Here is an 18550-nt window from a genome sequence, read left to right on the forward strand (position 1 = left end):
TGCCTCAGGCCGCTTCGCGCCCGACATATTCCCGCATTTGCGTGTCGCTCAGCCGGAACTGATGGACCAGTTGCTTGAGACGCGCCGTCTCGCCCGCCAGCATGGCGCTGGCGGCATTGTTTTCCTCGACCATGGCGGCGTTCTGCTGCGTGCCCTGATCGAGATGGTTGACCGCGGTGTTGATCTCGGAGAGCCCCAGCGACTGCTCGTTCGTCGCTGCGGCGATGGCTTCGATATGGTCGTTGATCGTCTTCACCGAGCCGCCGATGCGCGACAGGGCCGCGCCGGTTTCCCGCACGAAGCGCGCGCCGTCCTTCACCTCTGTACCGGAGGCATGGATAAGCAGCTTGATTTCGGCGGCGGCCTTCGCGGAGCGCTGCGCCAGTTCCCTGACCTCCTGCGCGACGACGGCGAAACCGCGCCCCGCCTGGCCTGCGCGCGCCGCCTCCACGCCGGCATTGAGCGCAAGAAGGTTGGTCTGGAAGGCAATCTCGTCGATGACGCCGATGATATTGCCGATCCGGCCTGACGATTGCTCGATCTTCTCCATCGCCATGATCGTATCGACAACGAGGTCGGCCGTGCGGTTGGCGTCCTCGTCGGCAGAATGGGCGACCGCACGGGCTTCCACCGCACGTTCCGCCGATATGCGGATATTCGCCGTCAGCTCATCCAGCGCGGCGGCGGTTTCCTCCAGCGAGGCGGCCTGCTGCTCGGTGCGGCGGGCGAGATCGGCGGCACTCTGGCTGATTTCCTGACTGCCGCCATCAATCGCCACGCTCGAACGCACGACGCCGGACATGGCGGCATCGAGCTGGCGGATCGTCCGGTTGAGATCGTGACGCAGGGGTTCGAAATCCGGGGCGAAAGGCTCGTTCAGTTCGAAAGAGAGATCGCCGTCGGCAAGGCGGTGAAGTGCGGCCGCAAGGCCGGTCGTCGCCTGCATCAGCCTTGCCTGCGCTTCGGTCTCCGCCTCGCGCTGGAACCGCGCCTTTTCGGCTTCGGCCTGCTGCCGGGCTGCGAGCGCCTGCGTCTCCAGTTCGATTTTTGCGATGGCCGCCTGCCGGAAAATTTCCAGCGCATGGGCCATGGCGCCGAATTCGTCCCGGCGGCGCAGACCGGGAACGGCGAATTCCGTTTCGCCCTCGGCCAGACGGCGCATCGCTCCGGTAATCGCGGTCGCCGGGCGGGTTATCGAACGGCCGATGAAATAGACCCCGGCGAAAAGGCTTGCGACGGTGAGCGCGATAAGGGCGACGACGATCGAAACCGTTCTATCCGCCGCAGCGCTGTTCTCGAGAGCGCTTGCCTCCCGCTCCTGCCGGTAAATGGTGGAAATCTCTGCGACGACGGGCAGCAGCGCATTATAGGCGGAGGCGACGGTTTCGCGCGCCTTCTCCTCCTCCAGCACGGCCTGAGCATAAAAGCGGAAGGAGGCGGTATATATTTCCAGTGCATCCATGATGCGCTGACGCTCCGCGCCCGGCCGATATTCCAGCTTCACCAGCGCCTTGAAGGTCTCTACCTCGGCTGCATGTTTTGCGACATAGGCCTCATCCCGCCGCAGGATGAAATCCTTTTCGTGCCGGCGCATCATCAGCATGCTGGCGCGGATTTCGGCATTGGCGACGACGTCGATCAGTTTTTCGATGGAATGCACGCCGTTGCGCATGGCGCCCTCAAGGCCCTCGGCAGGCGTGAGACCCAGTTCCGCGTTCTTGGCGACCAGCGCCTTCATGCGATCGCCATAGGCAACCACACCCTGCGCGAGCGCCTCGAGTTTCGCACGCGTCTGCGGTGCGGCACCGCTGTCAAGGGAAGCGACGGATTGCTCGACCTTCCCCATCGTCTGGTCGAACTGCGCGACGGAATTCATATCTCTGGACAGCAGGAAATCCTTCTGGTTCAGGCGGCTTTCATGCAGGGCATCCACTAGGGTGGTCAACACGCCGTCCCTCTGGATCAATGCATCTTCAACGACGCGATAACGCGCCTCCATCTGTCTTTGCCAGAGCAGCATGCCCGCGATGACGGCGATACCGCACAGCGCGGCCAGCGCCAGCATGGACACGCGATGCGCTATTTTGAACGTCGAGACCAGCGAAAACATTCAACCCTCGTTTGTGAAATTTCATGAGGGCGATGAATGATCGACAAGACTTAAGAAGTCCTCTACCGGATTTGTCAGTTCGATTAAGTTTTTATGACAATCCACAGATCAAATGGAAGAGGCTTACGACACCTGCAAGCAACAGGGCCTGCACGAGCAAGATGTCTGCAATAGAAAAGAACGGATAAGAGACGGGAAAGCGGCGCTTTCCCGTCTCACCCCATTTCCCCCCGTTCTTCACGCCGGATGCCGAGCCGGATAGGAAAAGCCGGCGTTTTGGCCGTCCGGACGGTCCCTTCGGCGCGAACGGAAACTATGCCGTATTGTCCGAGCTATTGCCTGCGCGTGAGGATCCGGTGCCCGACCAGTCCACCTGCCTGGTGGCGTACATGGTTGCTGCAATGGCAATGAAGGAAATCACCGCACCGGCCAGCAGCGCATATTCATCTTCATTCAGAACCAGATACATGACGCCATAGGCGACCGCCAGAACCGTAAACAGCGCTACGCCACTTCTGCGACTATTGGTTGCGCTTCCGAGATAGGAGGCGATCAGCGCCGCCGTCGACATCGATGCCGCGGCATAGGCGATCGTAAAGCCCGTATGCTCGGAGAGTGCAAGCAGCAGAACATAGAATATGACCAGAGCCAGCCCCGTCAGCACGTATTGTATCCAGTGCACGACATTGCCGCCCTTGAGTTCGACGATGAAGACGGCGAGGAAAACCAGCGAGATAAAACCGATCGAATATTTCAGCGTCCGCGCAATGATCTGGTAGAACTTGACGGGTTCGACGAGATTGATCGTCATCAGGCTGCCCGACAGCGGCAGGCGCGTACCCTCCACCACACGGTCTATGCCCCTTGCTAGATAGGGGATTGTCCAGCTGGCCTTGAAATCCGTGGCGGTGACAGTCTTTTGCTCGGGCAGGAACAGGCCTTCGAAGCCCGGATGCGGCCAATCGGCGTTTGCTGCAAAACTCGTCGTCTGGCCCGCCGGCGCAACGGCGAAACTGCCCGAGCCATTCAGGGAAAAGGCGATGTCGAAGGCGAAGCCCGTTTCGATGAGGTTTTTCTCAATCGCCCTGTGCACACCGGCATCGGACCGGATCGATACCTCCGGACCGGCGCGGTTGGTCATGACCGAGATATCCCGCATGCCGGGATCAAAGGGCAGAACCGGGCCGCCATCGATTCTGACGCCGGCGCTGGACCGGATGCCGGTAATATCCTGAATGCTGAGAACGAGAAAGGCGCTGTCCAGTCGCGGCGTGCCGGAAAAGCGCGCGAGGTCCTGCAGGATGCCGGAACCGAAGCGGCCTTTCAGCGCGATGTTGCCGTTATAGACCGGCAGGCTGTAGATCGACAGTTGCTTCTCCTCCGTCTTCAGGTCGGCCGTGACATCAAGCGTTTCCGGCATGACCAGCACCCACTCGGTGATGCGGTCGACGATGCTGCGACCGTCCACCTCCCGGCGGCGCTCCACATCGAAGGGCACGGCAAGATAGGGACCGTTCACCACCTGATCGCCGCCCCAGCCATTCGCGATCCGTCCGGAAACCTCTTCCGCCCGCGAGGCGCGCTCTTCCGTCAACCCCCAGACCAGCAGGAGCGGCACGAGCAGAACCATCGATATGAAGCCGATCATCAGGAACTTTGCGCCCGGCGAGCGCAGACTGACAGCGAAATTGCCGCGCGGATGGGCTGGAGGAACCTGCCCGCCCGCCGGGGCAATATCTTTTCCCGTTTCATGTACCATTCTGAAATCCTTCTAAATATGATCGCACCGAAACCGAAAGCGAAGTTCGGCCGGCGCTGTCCCAAGTTTAAAACCCCTGATAGTCTTGCGTCCCCCAAGTGAACGCGGGACCTATACTGGGATCGGATTTCGGCTGATTATGTGCGGAATTCGGTTCGACTCGCGGTAAAATTGTGGCTTTGCCGCGTTCGTTGTAAAAAACGCAAAGGGCCGGCGTTGCCGCCAGCCCTTTGTTCGAAACCTGAATGGTTCCAGATCAGTCCTTCTTGGACGGAACCACGCGCAGCGCCAGCTCACGAAGCTGGGTCGGCGTTGCCGGCGACGGCGCGTTCATCAAGAGGTCCTGCGCCTGCTGGTTCATCGGGAACAGCGTGATTTCGCGCAGGTTCTTGGCGCCAACCAGCAGCATGACGACGCGGTCGATGCCGAATGCGCAACCGCCATGCGGAGGCGCGCCGTACTGGAAGGCGCGGTAGAGACCGCCGAAGCGCTCTTCCACGTCCGTCTGGCTGAGGCCCACCTTTTCGAAGGCCTTGACCATCAGCTCGGGCGACTGGTTACGGATCGAGCCGGAGGCGATTTCGAAGCCGTTGCAGACCGCGTCATACTGGAACGCCTTGATGGAGAGCGGATCCTGCCCTTCCAGCGCTTCCAGACCGCCCTGCGGCATGGAGAAGGGGTTGTGGGCGAAGTCGATCTTCTTTTCTTCCTCGTTATATTCAAAGAAGGGGAAATCGACGATCCAGCACATTTCGAAACGGTCGCGGTCGATCAGGTTCAGCTCGTCGGCAGCGCGGGTGCGCGCTTCACCGGCAAACTTGTAGAACTTGGCCGGATCGCCAGCGACGAAGAAGCAGGCGTCGCCCGCTTCAAGGCCGAGCTGCGTGCGCAGCGCCTCGGTGCGTTCCTCGCCGATATTCTTGGCGAGCGGACCGGAACCGCCGACCTTGCCGTCCTCTTCCTTCCAGAAGATATAGCCGAGGCCGGGCTGGCCCTGAGACTGTGCCCATGCGTTCATGCGGTCGCAGAAAGCGCGCGAACCGCCGGTCTTGGCCGGGATGGCCCAGACCTGAACCTTAGGGTTGGAAGCGATCATGTTGGCGAAGACCTTGAAGCCCGAACCGTCGAAGTGCTCGGTCACGGCCTGCATGACGATCGGGTTGCGCAGGTCCGGCTTGTCGGAACCATATTTGCGGATCGCCTCGTCATAGGGAATGCGCGGCCACTCTTTGGTAACCGGCTTGCCTTCGGCGAATTTCTCGAACACGGCCGTCATCATCGGCTCCATCGTGGTCCAGACATCTTCCTGGGTCACGAAGCTCATTTCGACGTCGAGCTGGTAGAATTCGCCCGGCAGACGGTCGGCGCGCGGGTCTTCATCGCGGAAGCACGGCGCGATCTGGAAATAACGGTCGAAACCGGCGACCATCAGAAGCTGCTTGTACTGCTGCGGCGCCTGCGGCAGGGCGAAGAACTTGCCTTCGTGGATGCGCGACGGCACGAGGAAGTCGCGCGCGCCTTCAGGCGAAGAGGCCGTCAGGATCGGCGTGGTATATTCGGCAAAGCCGGCATCGGCCATGCCGGTGCGCATGGCGGAGATGATCTGCGTGCGCTTGACGATGTTCCTGTGCAGCGTTTCGCGGCGAAGGTCGAGGAAGCGATATTTCAGGCGAACGTCTTCAGGATAGTCAGGCTCGCCGAAGACCGGCAGCGGCAATTCCTTGGCAACGCCGAGAACTTCGATCTCCTGCGCATAAAGCTCGATCTCGCCGGTCGCCATGCCCTTGTTGACGGTGTCTTCCGAGCGTGCCTTGACGAGGCCGTCGATGCGGATGACCCATTCGCCGCGCACGGTTTCGGCAACCTTGAAGGCCGGGCTATCGGGATCGGCCACCACCTGGGTGATTCCGTAATGGTCGCGAAGGTCGATGAAGAGAACGCCGCCATGATCTCGCACGCGATGAACCCAACCGGAAAGGCGAACGGTTTCGCCGACGTCGGACTTGCGGAGAGCGGCACAGGTGTGGCTGCGGTAACGATGCATTTTTTTATCCTGGAACGTGTCGTGGGCCTGATGGAGGCCAGATGGGCGGCACTGTCGAAATTTGCCGGAAAAGCGCATGGCCAGCCTGATTTGTCAAGGCAAAGCACAACAATGTCGCCTTCAGCCTGTCCTTTCCCCTGCCTTCGCTTTAGATAGGGCTAATCCAGCCCGCCAAACCGAGTCGGCCCGCAATGAGCCAGATCAGACCTCTTATCCCGCTTCTCGTCACCGCCGGTATCCTGATCGGCGGCAACGGCCTGCAGGGAACCTATATAGCGCTGCGCGGTCTCTCCGAAGGGTTTTCCGCCAGCACCATCGGCCTCATCAGCGCCGCCTACAGCTTCGGTTTCGCGCTTGGCTGCATTTCGGTGACGCGGCTCCTGCGCAGGATCGGCCATATCCGCACCTTCGCCACCATGGCGGCCGTCGCATCCGCCGCAGCGATCGCCATGCCGCTCCTCATCCATCCCCTGTTCTGGATGCTGATGCGCTTCGTCACCGGCATTGCCGTCGCCTGTCTTTTCGCGGCCATCGAAAGCTGGATCAACGCGCAGGTGACCAACTCCAATCGGGCGCGCACGCTCTCCATCTATCGTTTCGTCGATCTCGGCTCCGTCACGCTTGCGCAATATATCATTCCCGTCGCGGGCATCGACGGACCCGTGGTGTTTTCGCTGATCGCCATGGCGCTGACGCTGTCGCTGGTGCCGATCTCGCTTGCCGACAAATCCAACCCTGCGCCGCCGAAACAGATACCCTTCAATCTCTTCGCGGTGTGGCGCATCTCGCCGCTTGCCGTGGTCGGCTGCGTGGCCGTCGGTCTCAGCATGGCGGCGTTTCGCAATATCGGCCCGATCTATGCCGAACAGATCGGGCTTTCCGTCACCGCCATCGCCACCTTCATGAGCGCCGGCATCATCGGCGGCGTGGTGCTGCAATATCCGCTCGGCGTCTATTCCGACCGTTATGACCGGCGCATCATCATTCTCGCCACCACGGCCGGCTCGGTCGTCGTCGGCCTGTTCCTCGCCTTCTTCGCCGGAACCGATGAATGGAGCAACATCATCGGCGTCTTCATCTTCGGCGCCTTCGCGCTCCCGCTCTATTCGCTGAGTTCCGCCCATGGCAACGACCATGCCAGGGAAGGCGAACACGCGATGATGTCGGCCGGACTGCTGTTCTTCTGGTCGGTGGGCGCAACCGTCGGGCCGCTGCTCGCCTCCGTGCTGATCGACCAGTTCGGCCCGAAGGCGCTGTTCAGCTATACGGCCGCGATCCAGATCGTTTTCATCGCCTATACCGTCTACCGGCTGCAGGTGCGCGAAGCTGTGCCCGTGGAGGAGCGGAACTGGCGGTTCAGCTCGCTTTTGCGCACGTCCGCCTATTTCCAGAAGCTCGCCGCGGCTCCGCCACCCAAAAAGGATGACGCGGAGCCCCATCCGCCCGAGAAAAACGATCCTTGAGCCTTCAAAAGCGGGCTTTGTATTGACATGCGCCCGGCAAAGGGAAAGTAAGACGGATAATTTTCACGATTGGCCAATAACAATGATTGAAACGACTGCCGCCCTCGCCGAAGCCTGCACGGAACTGGCGAAATCGGAATTCATCACCATCGACACCGAATTTCTGCGGGAAACGACCTTCTGGCCGGAACTCTGCCTCGTGCAGATGGCAAGCCCGACGCTCGAAGTGCTGGTCGATCCGCTGGCGAAGGGTCTCGACCTGACCCCTCTTTTCGAACTGATGGCCAATCCTGCTGTCGTGAAGGTTTTCCACGCGGCGCGACAGGATATCGAGATCATCTACCATCTCGGCGGGCTTATTCCGCACCCGATCTTCGACACGCAGGTCGCCGCCATGGTTTGCGGTTTCGGCGATTCGATCTCCTATGACCAGCTGGTGCAGAAGATCAAAAACGTCCAGATCGACAAATCCTCGCGTTTCACCGACTGGAGCCGCCGTCCGCTGACCGAAAAGCAGCTGGATTACGCGCTGGCCGACGTGACCCATCTGCGCGATGTCTATCTCTCGCTGAAAGCCCAGCTCGAGCGCGAAGGCCGCTCGCTGTGGCTGACCGAAGAGATGGATATTCTCGAGTCTCGCGACACCTATGACATGCATCCCGACGATGCCTGGCTCAGGCTGAAATCGCGCCTGCGCAAGCCGACGGAACTTGCGATCCTCAAATTCATCGCCGCCTGGCGCGAGCGTGAGGCGCGCTCCCGCAACGTGCCGCGCTCACGCGTCCTGAAGGACGATGCGATCTTCGAAATCGCCCAGCAGCAGCCGAAGGACGCCGAGGCGCTGTCGCGGCTTCGCACCATTCCCAAGGGCTGGGAGCGCTCCGCCTCCGGCACCGCCATCGTCGAAACGGTGAATGCGGCGCTGGCGCTGCCGAAAGAGGAAATGCCGAAGGCGCCGCGTCACAGCCACGCACCGGAAGGCTCCGGCGCTGCCGTGGAACTTTTGAAAGTTCTGCTGAAGCTGACGGCGGACAAGCACGGCGTCGCCGCCAAGGTCATCGCCAACAGCGACGATCTCGACAAGATCGCCGCCGAGGGCGAAAAAGCGACCGTGGCGGCGCTGACCGGCTGGCGGCGGGAACTCTTCGGCGATGTGGCCCTGAAGCTCATCAATGGCGAAGTCGCGCTACGTTTCGCTGGCAAGAAGGTCGAGGCGGTGGAGGTTGCGGCAGGCGAGCCGTAACGGCCCGCCGCTTTCCACCCCAATTTTGCCCGCATCGCGTCCCATCTCTTTGCCGATGGTCGTGCGATTTAAGGGTCTTGCCATGAAACCTGCCCGCATTCCGCTGCTCGCTGCCCTTCTGGCGGCGGCAGGTATTCTCCCCTCCCTTCCCGCCGGAGCCGCCGAGAACAGGGTCGATCTCCAGGGCGAATGGACGACCGACTGCCTGAAGATCGGCAAGAACGACAGGCACGGCGTCGTCACCCGCATCACCGTTCGCGACAATCGCATGCATGCGGTGTCGCAGCTCTATGCCCAAAACGGCTGCCAGCAGCCGACGCTGCAGGTGCGGTATGAAGGCACGCTGGATGGTGGCCTGAAAGATCGCGACAGCCTGCTCTTTGCCCATACCGTCACCGCGATCACCATGACGCCGAATGACGGCGACGTCGTCGACCGCTATAATCGCGACCCGAAAGGCATGGGCTGCGGCCTGAGCGGCTGGAAGGAGAACATTCCCTTCGACGTCGACGGCCGCACCTGCGCCGCCATCACCTTCGCCCGCAAGGGAGAAACCCTGTTCGACCGGGCCTGGATCGACGGCAACCGGCTGCGTTTTGCCGCCTTCCCCGTCAAATGGTCGAACCGCTCGCCGGACGACCGGCCGCAATCCCCGCTTGAAACCGTCTATTACAGAACATCCTATTAGACGTAGAACGGCGGCAAAGCCGATTTTGCGGCAACGGCGCAACAGCCTTACCAATCCTTCATGCAACCTTACCGATTGGTCACTTTTTGCGGCGCTTTTTCCACATTAATGTCGCATATGACCTGAACAGAAGCTTCGCCCGAAGGGAGCGGCCTGTCCTTCTTTGCCAAGACCAAAGCCTTCCCTTCCCGAGACCCAAGAACCGACATGAGAAAATTGCTGCCCATTCTGGATTACGTGGTGCTCTTCGTTGCCGTGGCCGGCAGCGGCGTGGCCTACGCCTTTCTGGAATATGGCGGCGGCGCATTGATCGGCGCGACCTATGCGCTGTTTGCCTGCGCACCCATCCTCGCCTTCGAGCGCGGTTACATCATGCCCGGCCTGTCGCGGCAGGTGAGCGCCCTGCCGACGCCGGCCTATATCGCCGTCGGCCTCATCATCTATGCCATTCTCGTCTTTTGCGGCTTCGGGCTCGGCGGCACGATCCTGTGGTTGAGCGGGATATTTCCCGGCACCTGGAAACGCGCCGTCCATGCCGAGGTGCAGACGCTGATCTTCACCCTGATTGTCTGCGGCATCATCGTCTTCATCATGCGGGTGCGCGAGCTTCTCGGCCGCGATATCTTCATCGACCTCATCCTGGGGCGTTATCGCCGGCCGGTCAGCGAAGACCGCGTCTTCATCTTCATCGATCTCGTCGGTTCCACCTCCTTCGCCGAAACCCATGGCGACCTGAAGGCCCAGGAATTTCTCGGCGAAATCTTCGCAAGCTATGCCGCACCTGTCAGGAAACACGGCGGTGTCATCGACGACTATATCGGCGACGCCGCCATCATCACCTGGCCCTATCACATGGCGATCCGGCGGGCGGCCTGCGTGCGCTGCGTCTTCGATATTCAGGCGACCATTGAAAACACCCGCGACATGTGGCTTTCCCGCTTCGGAGAGGTGCCGCGCCTGCGCTTCGCCATCCATGGCGGGCCGGTCATCACCGCGGAAATCGGCGTCGATCACCACAAGATCACCTATTTCGGCGATACGGTGAACACGACCTCGCGGCTCGAATCGCTGAGCAAGATGCTCGGCCATCCGGTGCTGATTTCCGCCGATCTCGCCCATCAGCTGGTGCTTCCGAAGGGCGTGCGCAGCGAATATCTGGGCGAACATGCCGTCAAAGGCCGTGGCCAGACGCTGGGCGTCTGCACGCTCAGCCAATATCAGGCGCCCGCCGAATAGGGGCCACCGGCGCAAAAAAGCCGTGCGGCCCATCTGCGGACGATGGCCGTCATCAAAATTCATCAAAGCTTCAAACGGCAATCACCTGCCTGTCATGCGACGACCCTATCGCGTCAATCCTGTCTTCAACAGGTATTGAGAGGGGTCTCCATCATGAAGCACATTCTTTTCGCACCTTTCGCGGTTCTCGCGCTCGCCGCCGCGGCGCACGCGGCGGAAAAGGAATTTCCGGCAAAGCTGGTCTCGCATGCCATTCTGCCCGCCAACACCATGATCGCCGCGCCTGCCGATGCGCCGGAGCACCTCAAGACCTCCGCCAAATTCACCACGGCCGACCGCAAGCGCGCCGAGGGCCTCGGCACCGTGCCCGGCAAGGACGGCGTGCGCCTGACCGGCCTTTCCATGCCGTTCAACGGCCAGCCGATGCAGGGCTTTTCCGGTATCAGGGCCATGCCGGACGGCAGCTTCTGGAGCCTTTCCGACAACGGTTTCGGTTCCAAGCTCAATTCCAGCGACGCCATGCTGATGCTTCACCATCTGAAGTTCGATTGGGACGCCGGCAAGGTCAACGCGCTTGAAACCGTGTTCCTCTCCGATCCCGACATGAAGGCGCCCTTCCCCATCGTTCTGGAAGGCTCGAGCAAGCGTTACCTGACGGGCGCGGATTTCGACGTCGAATCCATTCAGCCGGTCGCTGACGGTTTCTGGGTCGGCGAGGAATTCGGCCCCTACATCCTGAAATTCACCCGCGACGGCAAGCTGACCGACGTGATCTCGACCAAGGCCGGCGACATCGAGGTGAAGTCTCCCGACCATCCGGCTCTTGCCCTGCCCGGCAATCCCACGCAGAAAATGCCCGCTTTCAACCTGAAGCGCTCCGGCGGTTATGAGGGCATGGCGCTCTCCAGGGACGGCTCGAAGCTCTACGGCCTGCTGGAAGGCCCGCTCTACATGGCCGACGGCCAGGTGGAAAAAACCGAAGACGGCGCGACCGCGCTGCGCATCATCGAACTCGACACCGCCAAGAAGGCATGGACCGGCCGCAGCTGGCTTTATCCGCTGGCGGAAGGCGGCGAGGCAATCGGCGACTTCAACATGCTGGATGACACCACCGCCCTCGTCATCGAGCGCGACAATGGCGCCGGCACGGCCGACAAGGCCTGCGCCGACCCCAAGGCTCCGGCTGCGGACTGCTTCGCCCGCCCTGCCAAGCTGAAGCGCATCTACAAGATCGAATTCAACGACACCAATGTCGGCAAGGCCGCCCGCAAGATCGGCTATATCGACCTGATGAAGATTTCCGACCCGGACAACAAGAAGCGTCAGGGCGGCGGCAACGGCTATTACGACATGCCTTTCGTCACCATCGAGAATGTCGACCGCGTCGATGCCACCCATATCGTCGTCGGCAACGACAACAACCTGCCCTTCTCGGCCGGCCGTGCGCTGGACAAGGCTGACGACAACGAATTCGTCCTGCTGGACGTCAAGGACCTGCTCGAGGCGAAGTAAGACCAAGGCTGCTGTCACTTGCTTTGACGGCCGCGAATGATCCGGACGGAGCGCCCGGCAGACACAAATGTCTGCATGGCGCTCCGTTCCGATTTTCCAGAGCTGGAGCAATTTCGGTGAACGCCGGTTCACCTCCATTGCTCTAACTCTTTGTTTTTACGCATTTCCGGACGCAAAACCGAGCGCAATTTCGCTGGAAATGCTTTAACCGAAACATGCTTGCGGAAAAGAAGACGTTTCATGCAGGACCATGCAGAAAGACTTTATTACGCCCTGAAGAAAAGCTGGTCGGGCGAGACGAGCGGACTCTGGTCGCGCGAAAACCCCGCCAAGGGGCAAGGCAGCGTCACCGCGCTGGTGGTGCAGGATATTTTCGGCGGAGAGCTCGCCAAAACCGCTGTCAGCGGTGCCGACCATTTTTACAATATCGTCGAAGGCACCCGCTGGGATTTCACCTTCAGCCAGTTCGATATTCCGGTCGGCTATCAGGACAGGCTTGCCAGCCGCACGGAAGCCATGGCGACGATAACGCCGCTGCAATATGCCTATCTCAGCGCCTGCATCCGCAAGGCGCTCGGGCACGGCTGAGCCGTTTGCAAAGCAGTGCCAGCCGATTGCCGTTTCGATCCGCGCCTCACGGCACGGCGGTCAGTCAGGCTGTTGCGTTTCAAGACCACGATGTCAATCTTTCCCGCAAAGCGGACACAATCCTTGCGATAATATCGCCCGGTGGAATGGTTGCACCGACAGGAGAGATATTCGATGAGTGAGAGTTGCCCGGTTCTGACACCGGCGGAACGGCAGGTACAGGACATATTGGAGCGCACGGAAGCGGCGATGATGACCACCATTCACGCAGCACTCGAGCGTGCCAGCAAAGAGGTTACTGAGGCATTCCGGGCCGCCGGTTCAGACATGCAGCCACCGCCCCACGACTATTTTGCCGCTGTCGCGCATCAGCAGCTCTTCCTGATGTTATGCGGGGCCGACCCGAAAACCTTCGAGGGCGGAGACCCCGAAATCGCCGGCCACATCATTCGGAACGCGCAAAACATATCCGACCACTACTGGAAGAAAACGCCTGCCGCGGCGGATGTCTCCGGCAAGTGATACATTCCGCGTGAAGACAGGATTTCGCGTCACGCGGCATCGCGCGCGATCTGCGTTTTAGAAAGGATGCCCCGCCCGGCCGGGCTCCTATGGCCATTCCACGTCACAGCACCTTCATCGTCGCCTGTTAAGCAGGCGCAAATCCGGAGGCTGGAATGGATTCGACCGCACAGATCAAGCGCCCGAAAATTGCAGAGACCGTCATCCATGCGACGGCGAGCATAAGAGATTCCAATATCGGCGAATGCTGCGAAATTCTGGCTGAGACCTCCCTGCACAATGTCGAACTCGGCAATTACTCCTATCTTGGCCCCCGTTGCATGGTGGGCGATGCAACGATCGGAAAATTCTGCGCCATCGCCGCAGAGGTCAGGATAGGCGCTCCGAACCATCCGATGGACCGGCCATCAATGCACCGTTTCAGCTATTGCCCTGAATATTATTCTGCGGATGCCGTGCGCGATGACGCCTTTTTCGACCGGCGCAGGGAGGACCGCGCCGTCATCGGTCACGATGTCTGGATCGGTCACGGGGTTATCGTCCTGCCGGGTGTCACGGTTGGAGACGGGGCAGTGCTCGCCGCCGGCGCGGTCGTCACCAAAGATGTGCCGCCCTACACCATCGTCGGCGGCGTTCCCGCGAAGATCATTCGCGAACGATTTTCGCGATCCATCGCGGAAAAGCTTACTTCAATCGCATGGTGGGACTGGCCATTCGAAACGATCATGGCACGGCTTTCCGACTTTCAGTCGAGCGATATCGAAGCCTTTTGCGAGCGCTGGTCATAGTGGAGGCCAGGAGCGTTCCTGTCGCGAAACAGAAACGCGCCGTTCGTTACTCGAACACGAACGCCAGCCGCTTGCCCGTCAGCTTCGCCAGTTGCTGCAAACGCCCGTCCAGCCGCTCGCCGGCGAAATCGCAATAATCGTGCGGCACGACGAATTCCAGATCGAGATCGGGATTGCCGGATTTGCGGAATTTGAGGTGATCGACGACGCCCGGCATCGAAGCCGAGAAGAGATAGACGACGCGCAGCAGGCCGCCGAGCAATTTACCAAGCTCCTGCAACCGGTCGCCCGCCATGGCGGCGAGCGGCTGCGTGGTGCCGTTGTCGTTCAGACCTTCGAAGCGATAATAATTGGCAAGCGCAATATAGGCTCGGCCGGGATGGGTGATCGCCACGAAGGAAGAATGGGCGATGATGTTGAGCGCCTGCAATCCGCGATAGTCGGGATGGGCGCGCCAGCTGATATCGGCGAGAAGGCAGGCCGCCTGCCGGTAACGGCTCTCCTCTTCAGTCTCGTCAACGCCGAAAACCGGGAATGTGCGGCCGCTCCAGTCCGCCAGTTCGCGCGCATGTTCCGGCGAGCGAGCGCGCAGAATGGCAAGTTCATCGGCGGCAACCAGCAGCGGGTCGGAATCCCGCTCCTCTTCGGTCAACAGCGAATAGAGATAACCTTCGCGCACGCCCTGCGCCGAGAAGGCGATCCTGGCCGGCTTCATCATTTTCAGAACTTCGCGCATGGCGATGGCGCCAAAGGGCAGAAGCGAGCGGCGGTTCTTGGAGACCGCCTGCCAGGCCGGGTCCTTGCTATCCCGGGAGACGATGACCTCCTCGAGAAAATTCAGCATTTCCTCCAGCGGCAATTCGTAGCCCTGCATCATATGCAGCGGATAGCCCGATATCTCCATATGCAGCTTGGCGATGTTTCGCCAGGTGCCGCCCACCGCGTAAAAGGTGCGCCCCTCACCCGCCGCCAGAAGCCTGGCGAAGGATTTGACGTGTTTTCTGGCAATCGTCGCCGCTTTTTCCAGCGAGCCGTCCGACTGCTCCGACAGCCGCAGGCCGCCGAGCGGCAGGGTTATGCCCTCGCCGCAGCTCTTGCCCTTGATGTCGATGAGTTCGAGCGAACCGCCGCCGAGGTCACCGGCGATGCCGTCTGGATCATGGAAACCGCTGATCACGCCATAGGCGGAATAAAGCGCTTCCTTTTCGCCTGACAGCACCTCGATCTCGCAGCCGAGAATGGCTTCAGCCTCACGGATGAAATCCGGGCCGTTTTCCGCCTCACGCGCCGCGGCCGTCGCCAGCACATAGAGCTTCTGCGCCTGCGCCTGCTCCGAAAGGACATGAAAACGCCGAAGCGCCATCAGCGCCCGGCTGACGCCTTCCTCATGCATGCGGCCCGTCAGCGCCAGTCCCTTGCCAAGGCCGCACAGGACCTTTTCATTGAACAGCACCGCAGGCGCGCGGGAAAGACCTTCATATACGACGAGACGAACGGAGTTCGAACCAATATCTATGACGGAAACGGGGGCAAGGCCGGTCAGCCGCCCCTGTGCTTCTGATCGAGTCATTCAGCCTGTTTCTTGCGGGACGAAATCAACCCGGCAATCAATTTGGGCGCACTGGATTTCAAGGCTTCACCACGTCCGGAAAGGCTGGGATTGGTCATGAAATAGTGCTGCGCGTTGAACGGTTCTTCGCCTTTACGCACCTCGATGCGCCTCGACGTTCCGTCCGCAAGTATCTCGTAGCTCTGCTGGTTGTCAATGAGATTGCCCAGCATAATCTGTGAAAGAACCTGCTCATGCACGGTGGGATTGGTGAGCGGAACCAGCGTTTCCACACGCCGATCAAGGTTGCGCGGCATCATGTCGGCCGAGCCGATATAGACCAGCGCCTTGTCCGACGGCAAGCCGAAACCATTGCCGAAGCAGAAGATGCGGCTGTGTTCGAGGAAGCGGCCGACGATGGATTTGACGCGGATATTGTCCGACAGGCCCGGCACCTGCGGGCGCAGGCAGCAGATGCCGCGCACGACAAGATCGACCTCCACGCCAGCGGCGCTGGCGCGGTAAAGGGAATCGATGATTTCAGGATCGACCAGCGAATTCATCTTCATCCAGATCGCCGCCGGCGCACCGCGCTTGGCATGTTCGATCTCTTCGTTGATGTGCTTCACGATGCGGGCGCGCAGCGTATAGGGCGAGACGGCCAGCTTCATGCCCTCTTCCGGTTCGCCGTAACCCGTGATGAAGTTGAAGATATTCGCCATGTCATGGGCGATCTTCGGGTTGCAGGTGAAGAAGGACAGGTCGGTATAGATCTTGGCGGTGATCGGGTGATAGTTGCCGGTGCCGAGGTGGCAATAGGTTCTGAGCTTGCCGTCCTCGCGGCGCACAACCATCGACATCTTCGCGTGGGTCTTGAGTTCGATGAAGCCGAAGACGACCTGCACGCCGGCGCGCTCCAGATCGCGCGCCCAGCGAATATTCGCCTCTTCGTCGAAGCGCGCCTTCAGCTCGACCAGTGCGGTGACGGATTTGCCGGCTTCGGCCGCGTCGATCAGCGCGCGAACGATCGGGCTGTCATTGGAGGTGCGGTAGAGCGTCTGCTTGATGGCGAGCACATCGGGATCGCGCGCGGCCTGCAGCAGGAACTGCACGACCACGTCGAAGCTCTCATAGGGGTGGTGAACCACCATGTCCTTTTCGCGGATGGCGGCGAGGCAATCGCCGGCATGTTCGCGCACACGCTCGGGGAAACGGGCGTTATAGGGCTCGAATTTCAGATCGTCGCGCGGCGCGCGAACGATTTCCGAGATGGTGTTGAGCGCGAGAAGACCGGGCAGAACGGCGACGCGGTTATCCGGCACGCCAAGCTCATGCACCACGAATTGCCTGAGCGACTGCGGCATTTCACTGTCGGTCTCGATGCGGATGACGGAACCGCGGCGGCGGCGCTTCAGCGCGCTCTCGAAGAAACGGACCAGATCTTCCGCCTCTTCCTCCACCTCGATATCGCTGTCGCGGATGATGCGGAACGTACCGGAACCGCGCACGGTATAACCGGGATAGAGCCGGTGGATGAACAGGCCGACCACATCTTCAAGCGTGATGTAGCGGATGGCGTTCTTTTCGTCCGGAAGGCGCACGAAACGGTCGAGCGCAGGCGGCAGGCGCAACAGCGCCGTCATCGGCTCGCGGCCGTTGACGCTGTCGAGCTGCAGGCCCATGGAAAAGCCGAGATTGGGAATGAAGGGGAACGGGTGCGCCGGGTCGATGGAGAGCGGCGTCAGAACGGGGAACATGCGTTCCTCGAACTCCGTTTCCAGCCAGGTGCGGTCCGCATCCGAAAGTGCGGCGGGCCGCACGATGAAGATTTCTTCCTTGGCAAGGTACTGCTGCAGAACGGCGAGCGAGGCCTGCTGCTCCATCTGCAGATTGTCGATTTCCTTCAGAATATCTTCAAGTTGTTCGGCCGGCGTCTTGCCGTCCGGCGTCCTGACGGTGATCTTCTGGCGCACCTGCCCTTCAAGGCCGGCGACGCGGACCATGAAAAATTCATCGAGGTTGGCGGCCGAGATGGAGAGGAAGCGCAGCCGCTCCAAGAGCGGATGATCCGTATTCAGCGTTTCTTCGAGAACGCGGCGGTTGAACTGGAGCCAGGAGAATTCGCGGTTGATGAAACGCGCCGGGCTGTCCCAAAGGCTCTCGCCTTCGGTCACGGGCTGAACCTTGTTGAAGTCTTCCTGCGCGATAGCGTCCATTCCCTGTTCCATCCCCTGACCGATTTCCGTTCCGTGATCCTGCTGCATCGCGCGATCGTCCTTCTTGCCCGTATAACAGTTTGACGACGGAACTGTGACAGTCAATCGACGTCCAGTCCGCTGCCCGCCGCTGCGTTGTCCATCGCATTGAGGACCTCCGCCACCAGCGGCCGTGTAATTCTCGTTCCACGTGCGAGCGCCAGCCGGTCGATCCGGTCCACGATCGTCTGCGCCGTATCGAGCGAACGCTCCATTCTATTGACGATGTAACCTATGAGTTTGTCATCCATGTAAAGCTGCCGGTCGGCGAAGAGTTTCACCAGCACCTGCGCCAAAAGCCCCTCGTCCGGCTCGCCGGTTTCCACCACCGTTACGGCTTTGAGGCGCGAACGCAGATCGGGCAGCGTCACCGGCCATGCGGCGGGCCATTGCCGGCTCGTCATCAAAAGCGTGGTGCCGTGCTGGCGCACGCTGTTGATGACATGGAAAAGTTCGGTCTCGTCAAAACCGCGCCGGTCGGCGTCCTCGAAAAGAACAGGCCCCGTTTCGGCCGCACGCGCGGCATCCGAGCCCGTCTCGGGGTGAATGTCGCGCGCGTCGCTGATATTTTTCCAGATATTGGCGAGATGCGATTTTCCCGAACCCGGCGGCCCGGCCAGCACGACGACGGGCGAGCGCCAGTTCGGCCATTCATCGATGAGGCTGACGGCAGCCGCAAGCGAGACGGAGACGAGGAGATCATCCCTTCCGGAAGCGGACTGGTGCGAGAATGCGAGCGGCAGCTGCTCGGCCTTCGACCGGGCGTTGTCGGTTTTGATTTGGTCAGTCATCG

At 60.9% G+C, this 18550-nt stretch carries 14 protein-coding genes; 8 read left to right on the forward strand and 6 right to left on the reverse strand.

Translation table 11 applies throughout. The features are described 5' to 3' along the window. Window positions 1-4: 4 nt before the first annotated feature. From ACIK7D_RS02145 to aspS, 3 genes are all read right to left on the reverse strand, one after another. Window positions 5-2110, reverse strand: coding sequence for a methyl-accepting chemotaxis protein (locus tag ACIK7D_RS02145; RefSeq protein ID WP_400155510.1), 2106 nt, complete (start codon window positions 2108-2110; stop codon window positions 5-7). Between the two features lie 313 nt (window positions 2111-2423). Further along, window positions 2424-3869 (reverse strand): cell envelope integrity protein CreD, encoded by a 1446-nt coding sequence (creD, locus tag ACIK7D_RS02150; protein WP_400155511.1) that lies wholly within the window; start codon window positions 3867-3869, stop codon window positions 2424-2426. A 256-nt stretch (window positions 3870-4125) separates the two neighbouring features. Further along, a complete protein-coding gene (gene aspS / locus ACIK7D_RS02155; RefSeq protein ID WP_400155512.1) occupies window positions 4126-5913 on the reverse strand; it encodes an aspartate--tRNA ligase in 1788 nt (595 codons plus the stop codon). A 191-nt stretch (window positions 5914-6104) separates the two neighbouring features. Here aspS and ACIK7D_RS02160 point away from each other — a divergent pair, with 191 nt between their 5' ends. The 8 genes from ACIK7D_RS02160 to ACIK7D_RS02195 all read left to right on the forward strand — a co-directional run bounded on the left by ACIK7D_RS02160 (window position 6105) and on the right by ACIK7D_RS02195 (window position 13953). Continuing rightward, on the forward strand, window positions 6105-7376 hold the full coding sequence (locus ACIK7D_RS02160) for an MFS transporter (protein WP_080817251.1): 1272 nt from the start codon (window positions 6105-6107) through the stop codon (window positions 7374-7376). A gap of 82 nt (window positions 7377-7458) precedes the next feature. Further along, complete coding sequence (gene rnd / locus ACIK7D_RS02165; RefSeq protein WP_065654050.1) at window positions 7459-8619, forward strand: ribonuclease D; 1161 nt, start codon at window positions 7459-7461, stop codon at window positions 8617-8619. A gap of 82 nt (window positions 8620-8701) precedes the next feature. Continuing rightward, window positions 8702-9307, forward strand: coding sequence for a hypothetical protein (locus ACIK7D_RS02170; protein ID WP_162936681.1), 606 nt, complete (start codon window positions 8702-8704; stop codon window positions 9305-9307). Window positions 9308-9514: 207 nt separating this feature from the next. Then, on the forward strand, window positions 9515-10543 hold the full coding sequence (locus ACIK7D_RS02175) for an adenylate/guanylate cyclase domain-containing protein (RefSeq protein WP_080817252.1): 1029 nt from the start codon (window positions 9515-9517) through the stop codon (window positions 10541-10543). A 153-nt stretch (window positions 10544-10696) separates the two neighbouring features. After that, a complete protein-coding gene (locus tag ACIK7D_RS02180; RefSeq protein ID WP_400155513.1) occupies window positions 10697-12055 on the forward strand; it encodes an esterase-like activity of phytase family protein in 1359 nt (452 codons plus the stop codon). A 240-nt stretch (window positions 12056-12295) separates the two neighbouring features. Continuing rightward, entirely contained in the window at window positions 12296-12643 is a 348-nt protein-coding gene (locus tag ACIK7D_RS02185) for a hypothetical protein (protein ID WP_065654053.1), read from the forward strand. 174 nt (window positions 12644-12817) lie between these two features. Beyond that, window positions 12818-13165 carry a hypothetical protein gene (locus tag ACIK7D_RS02190; protein WP_400155514.1) on the forward strand — a complete coding sequence of 116 codons (348 nt, stop codon included), beginning with the start codon at window positions 12818-12820 and terminating at the stop codon, window positions 13163-13165. Between the two features lie 155 nt (window positions 13166-13320). Continuing rightward, window positions 13321-13953 carry a DapH/DapD/GlmU-related protein gene (locus ACIK7D_RS02195; protein ID WP_400155515.1) on the forward strand — a complete coding sequence of 211 codons (633 nt, stop codon included), beginning with the start codon at window positions 13321-13323 and terminating at the stop codon, window positions 13951-13953. Between the two features lie 46 nt (window positions 13954-13999). On the opposite strand, the gene ppx is transcribed toward ACIK7D_RS02195, so the two are convergent. The 3 genes from ppx to hdaA are packed head-to-tail and all read right to left on the reverse strand — an operon-like array spanning window position 14000 to window position 18548. After that, complete coding sequence (gene ppx / locus ACIK7D_RS02200; RefSeq protein WP_127757583.1) at window positions 14000-15523, reverse strand: exopolyphosphatase; 1524 nt, start codon at window positions 15521-15523, stop codon at window positions 14000-14002. Continuing rightward, window positions 15520-17823, reverse strand: a complete 2304-nt coding sequence (locus ACIK7D_RS02205) for an RNA degradosome polyphosphate kinase (RefSeq protein WP_400155516.1) — start codon at window positions 17821-17823, stop codon at window positions 15520-15522. The genes ppx and ACIK7D_RS02205 overlap by 4 nt, the downstream gene beginning before the upstream one ends. Next, window positions 17820-18548, reverse strand: coding sequence for a DnaA regulatory inactivator HdaA (hdaA, locus tag ACIK7D_RS02210; RefSeq protein WP_400155517.1), 729 nt, complete (start codon window positions 18546-18548; stop codon window positions 17820-17822). The genes ACIK7D_RS02205 and hdaA overlap by 4 nt, the downstream gene beginning before the upstream one ends. Between the last annotated feature and the right edge of the window lie 2 nt (window positions 18549-18550).

Source organism: Agrobacterium sp. P15N1-A (assembly GCF_044626815.1).
Classification (GTDB): Bacteria; Pseudomonadota; Alphaproteobacteria; order Rhizobiales; family Rhizobiaceae; genus Agrobacterium; species Agrobacterium leguminum.

What these genes read in the sequence shown, in the direction of transcription:
- ACIK7D_RS02145 (WP_400155510.1), bottom strand. Translation starts at nt 2,110, where the DNA reads ATGTTTTCGCTGGTCTCGACGTTCAAAATAGCGCATCGCGTGTCCATG.
- ACIK7D_RS02190 (WP_400155514.1), top strand. Translation starts at nt 12,818, where the DNA reads ATGAGTGAGAGTTGCCCGGTTCTGACACCGGCGGAACGGCAGGTACAG.
- rnd (WP_065654050.1), top strand. Translation starts at nt 7,459, where the DNA reads ATGATTGAAACGACTGCCGCCCTCGCCGAAGCCTGCACGGAACTGGCG.
- ACIK7D_RS02185 (WP_065654053.1), top strand. Translation starts at nt 12,296, where the DNA reads ATGCAGGACCATGCAGAAAGACTTTATTACGCCCTGAAGAAAAGCTGG.
- hdaA (WP_400155517.1), bottom strand. Translation starts at nt 18,548, where the DNA reads ATGACTGACCAAATCAAAACCGACAACGCCCGGTCGAAGGCCGAGCAG.
- ACIK7D_RS02180 (WP_400155513.1), top strand. Translation starts at nt 10,697, where the DNA reads ATGAAGCACATTCTTTTCGCACCTTTCGCGGTTCTCGCGCTCGCCGCC.
- aspS (WP_400155512.1), bottom strand. Translation starts at nt 5,913, where the DNA reads ATGCATCGTTACCGCAGCCACACCTGTGCCGCTCTCCGCAAGTCCGAC.
- ACIK7D_RS02170 (WP_162936681.1), top strand. Translation starts at nt 8,702, where the DNA reads ATGAAACCTGCCCGCATTCCGCTGCTCGCTGCCCTTCTGGCGGCGGCA.
- ACIK7D_RS02160 (WP_080817251.1), top strand. Translation starts at nt 6,105, where the DNA reads ATGAGCCAGATCAGACCTCTTATCCCGCTTCTCGTCACCGCCGGTATC.
- ACIK7D_RS02195 (WP_400155515.1), top strand. Translation starts at nt 13,321, where the DNA reads ATGGATTCGACCGCACAGATCAAGCGCCCGAAAATTGCAGAGACCGTC.
- ppx (WP_127757583.1), bottom strand. Translation starts at nt 15,523, where the DNA reads ATGACTCGATCAGAAGCACAGGGGCGGCTGACCGGCCTTGCCCCCGTT.
- ACIK7D_RS02175 (WP_080817252.1), top strand. Translation starts at nt 9,515, where the DNA reads ATGAGAAAATTGCTGCCCATTCTGGATTACGTGGTGCTCTTCGTTGCC.
- creD (WP_400155511.1), bottom strand. Translation starts at nt 3,869, where the DNA reads ATGGTACATGAAACGGGAAAAGATATTGCCCCGGCGGGCGGGCAGGTT.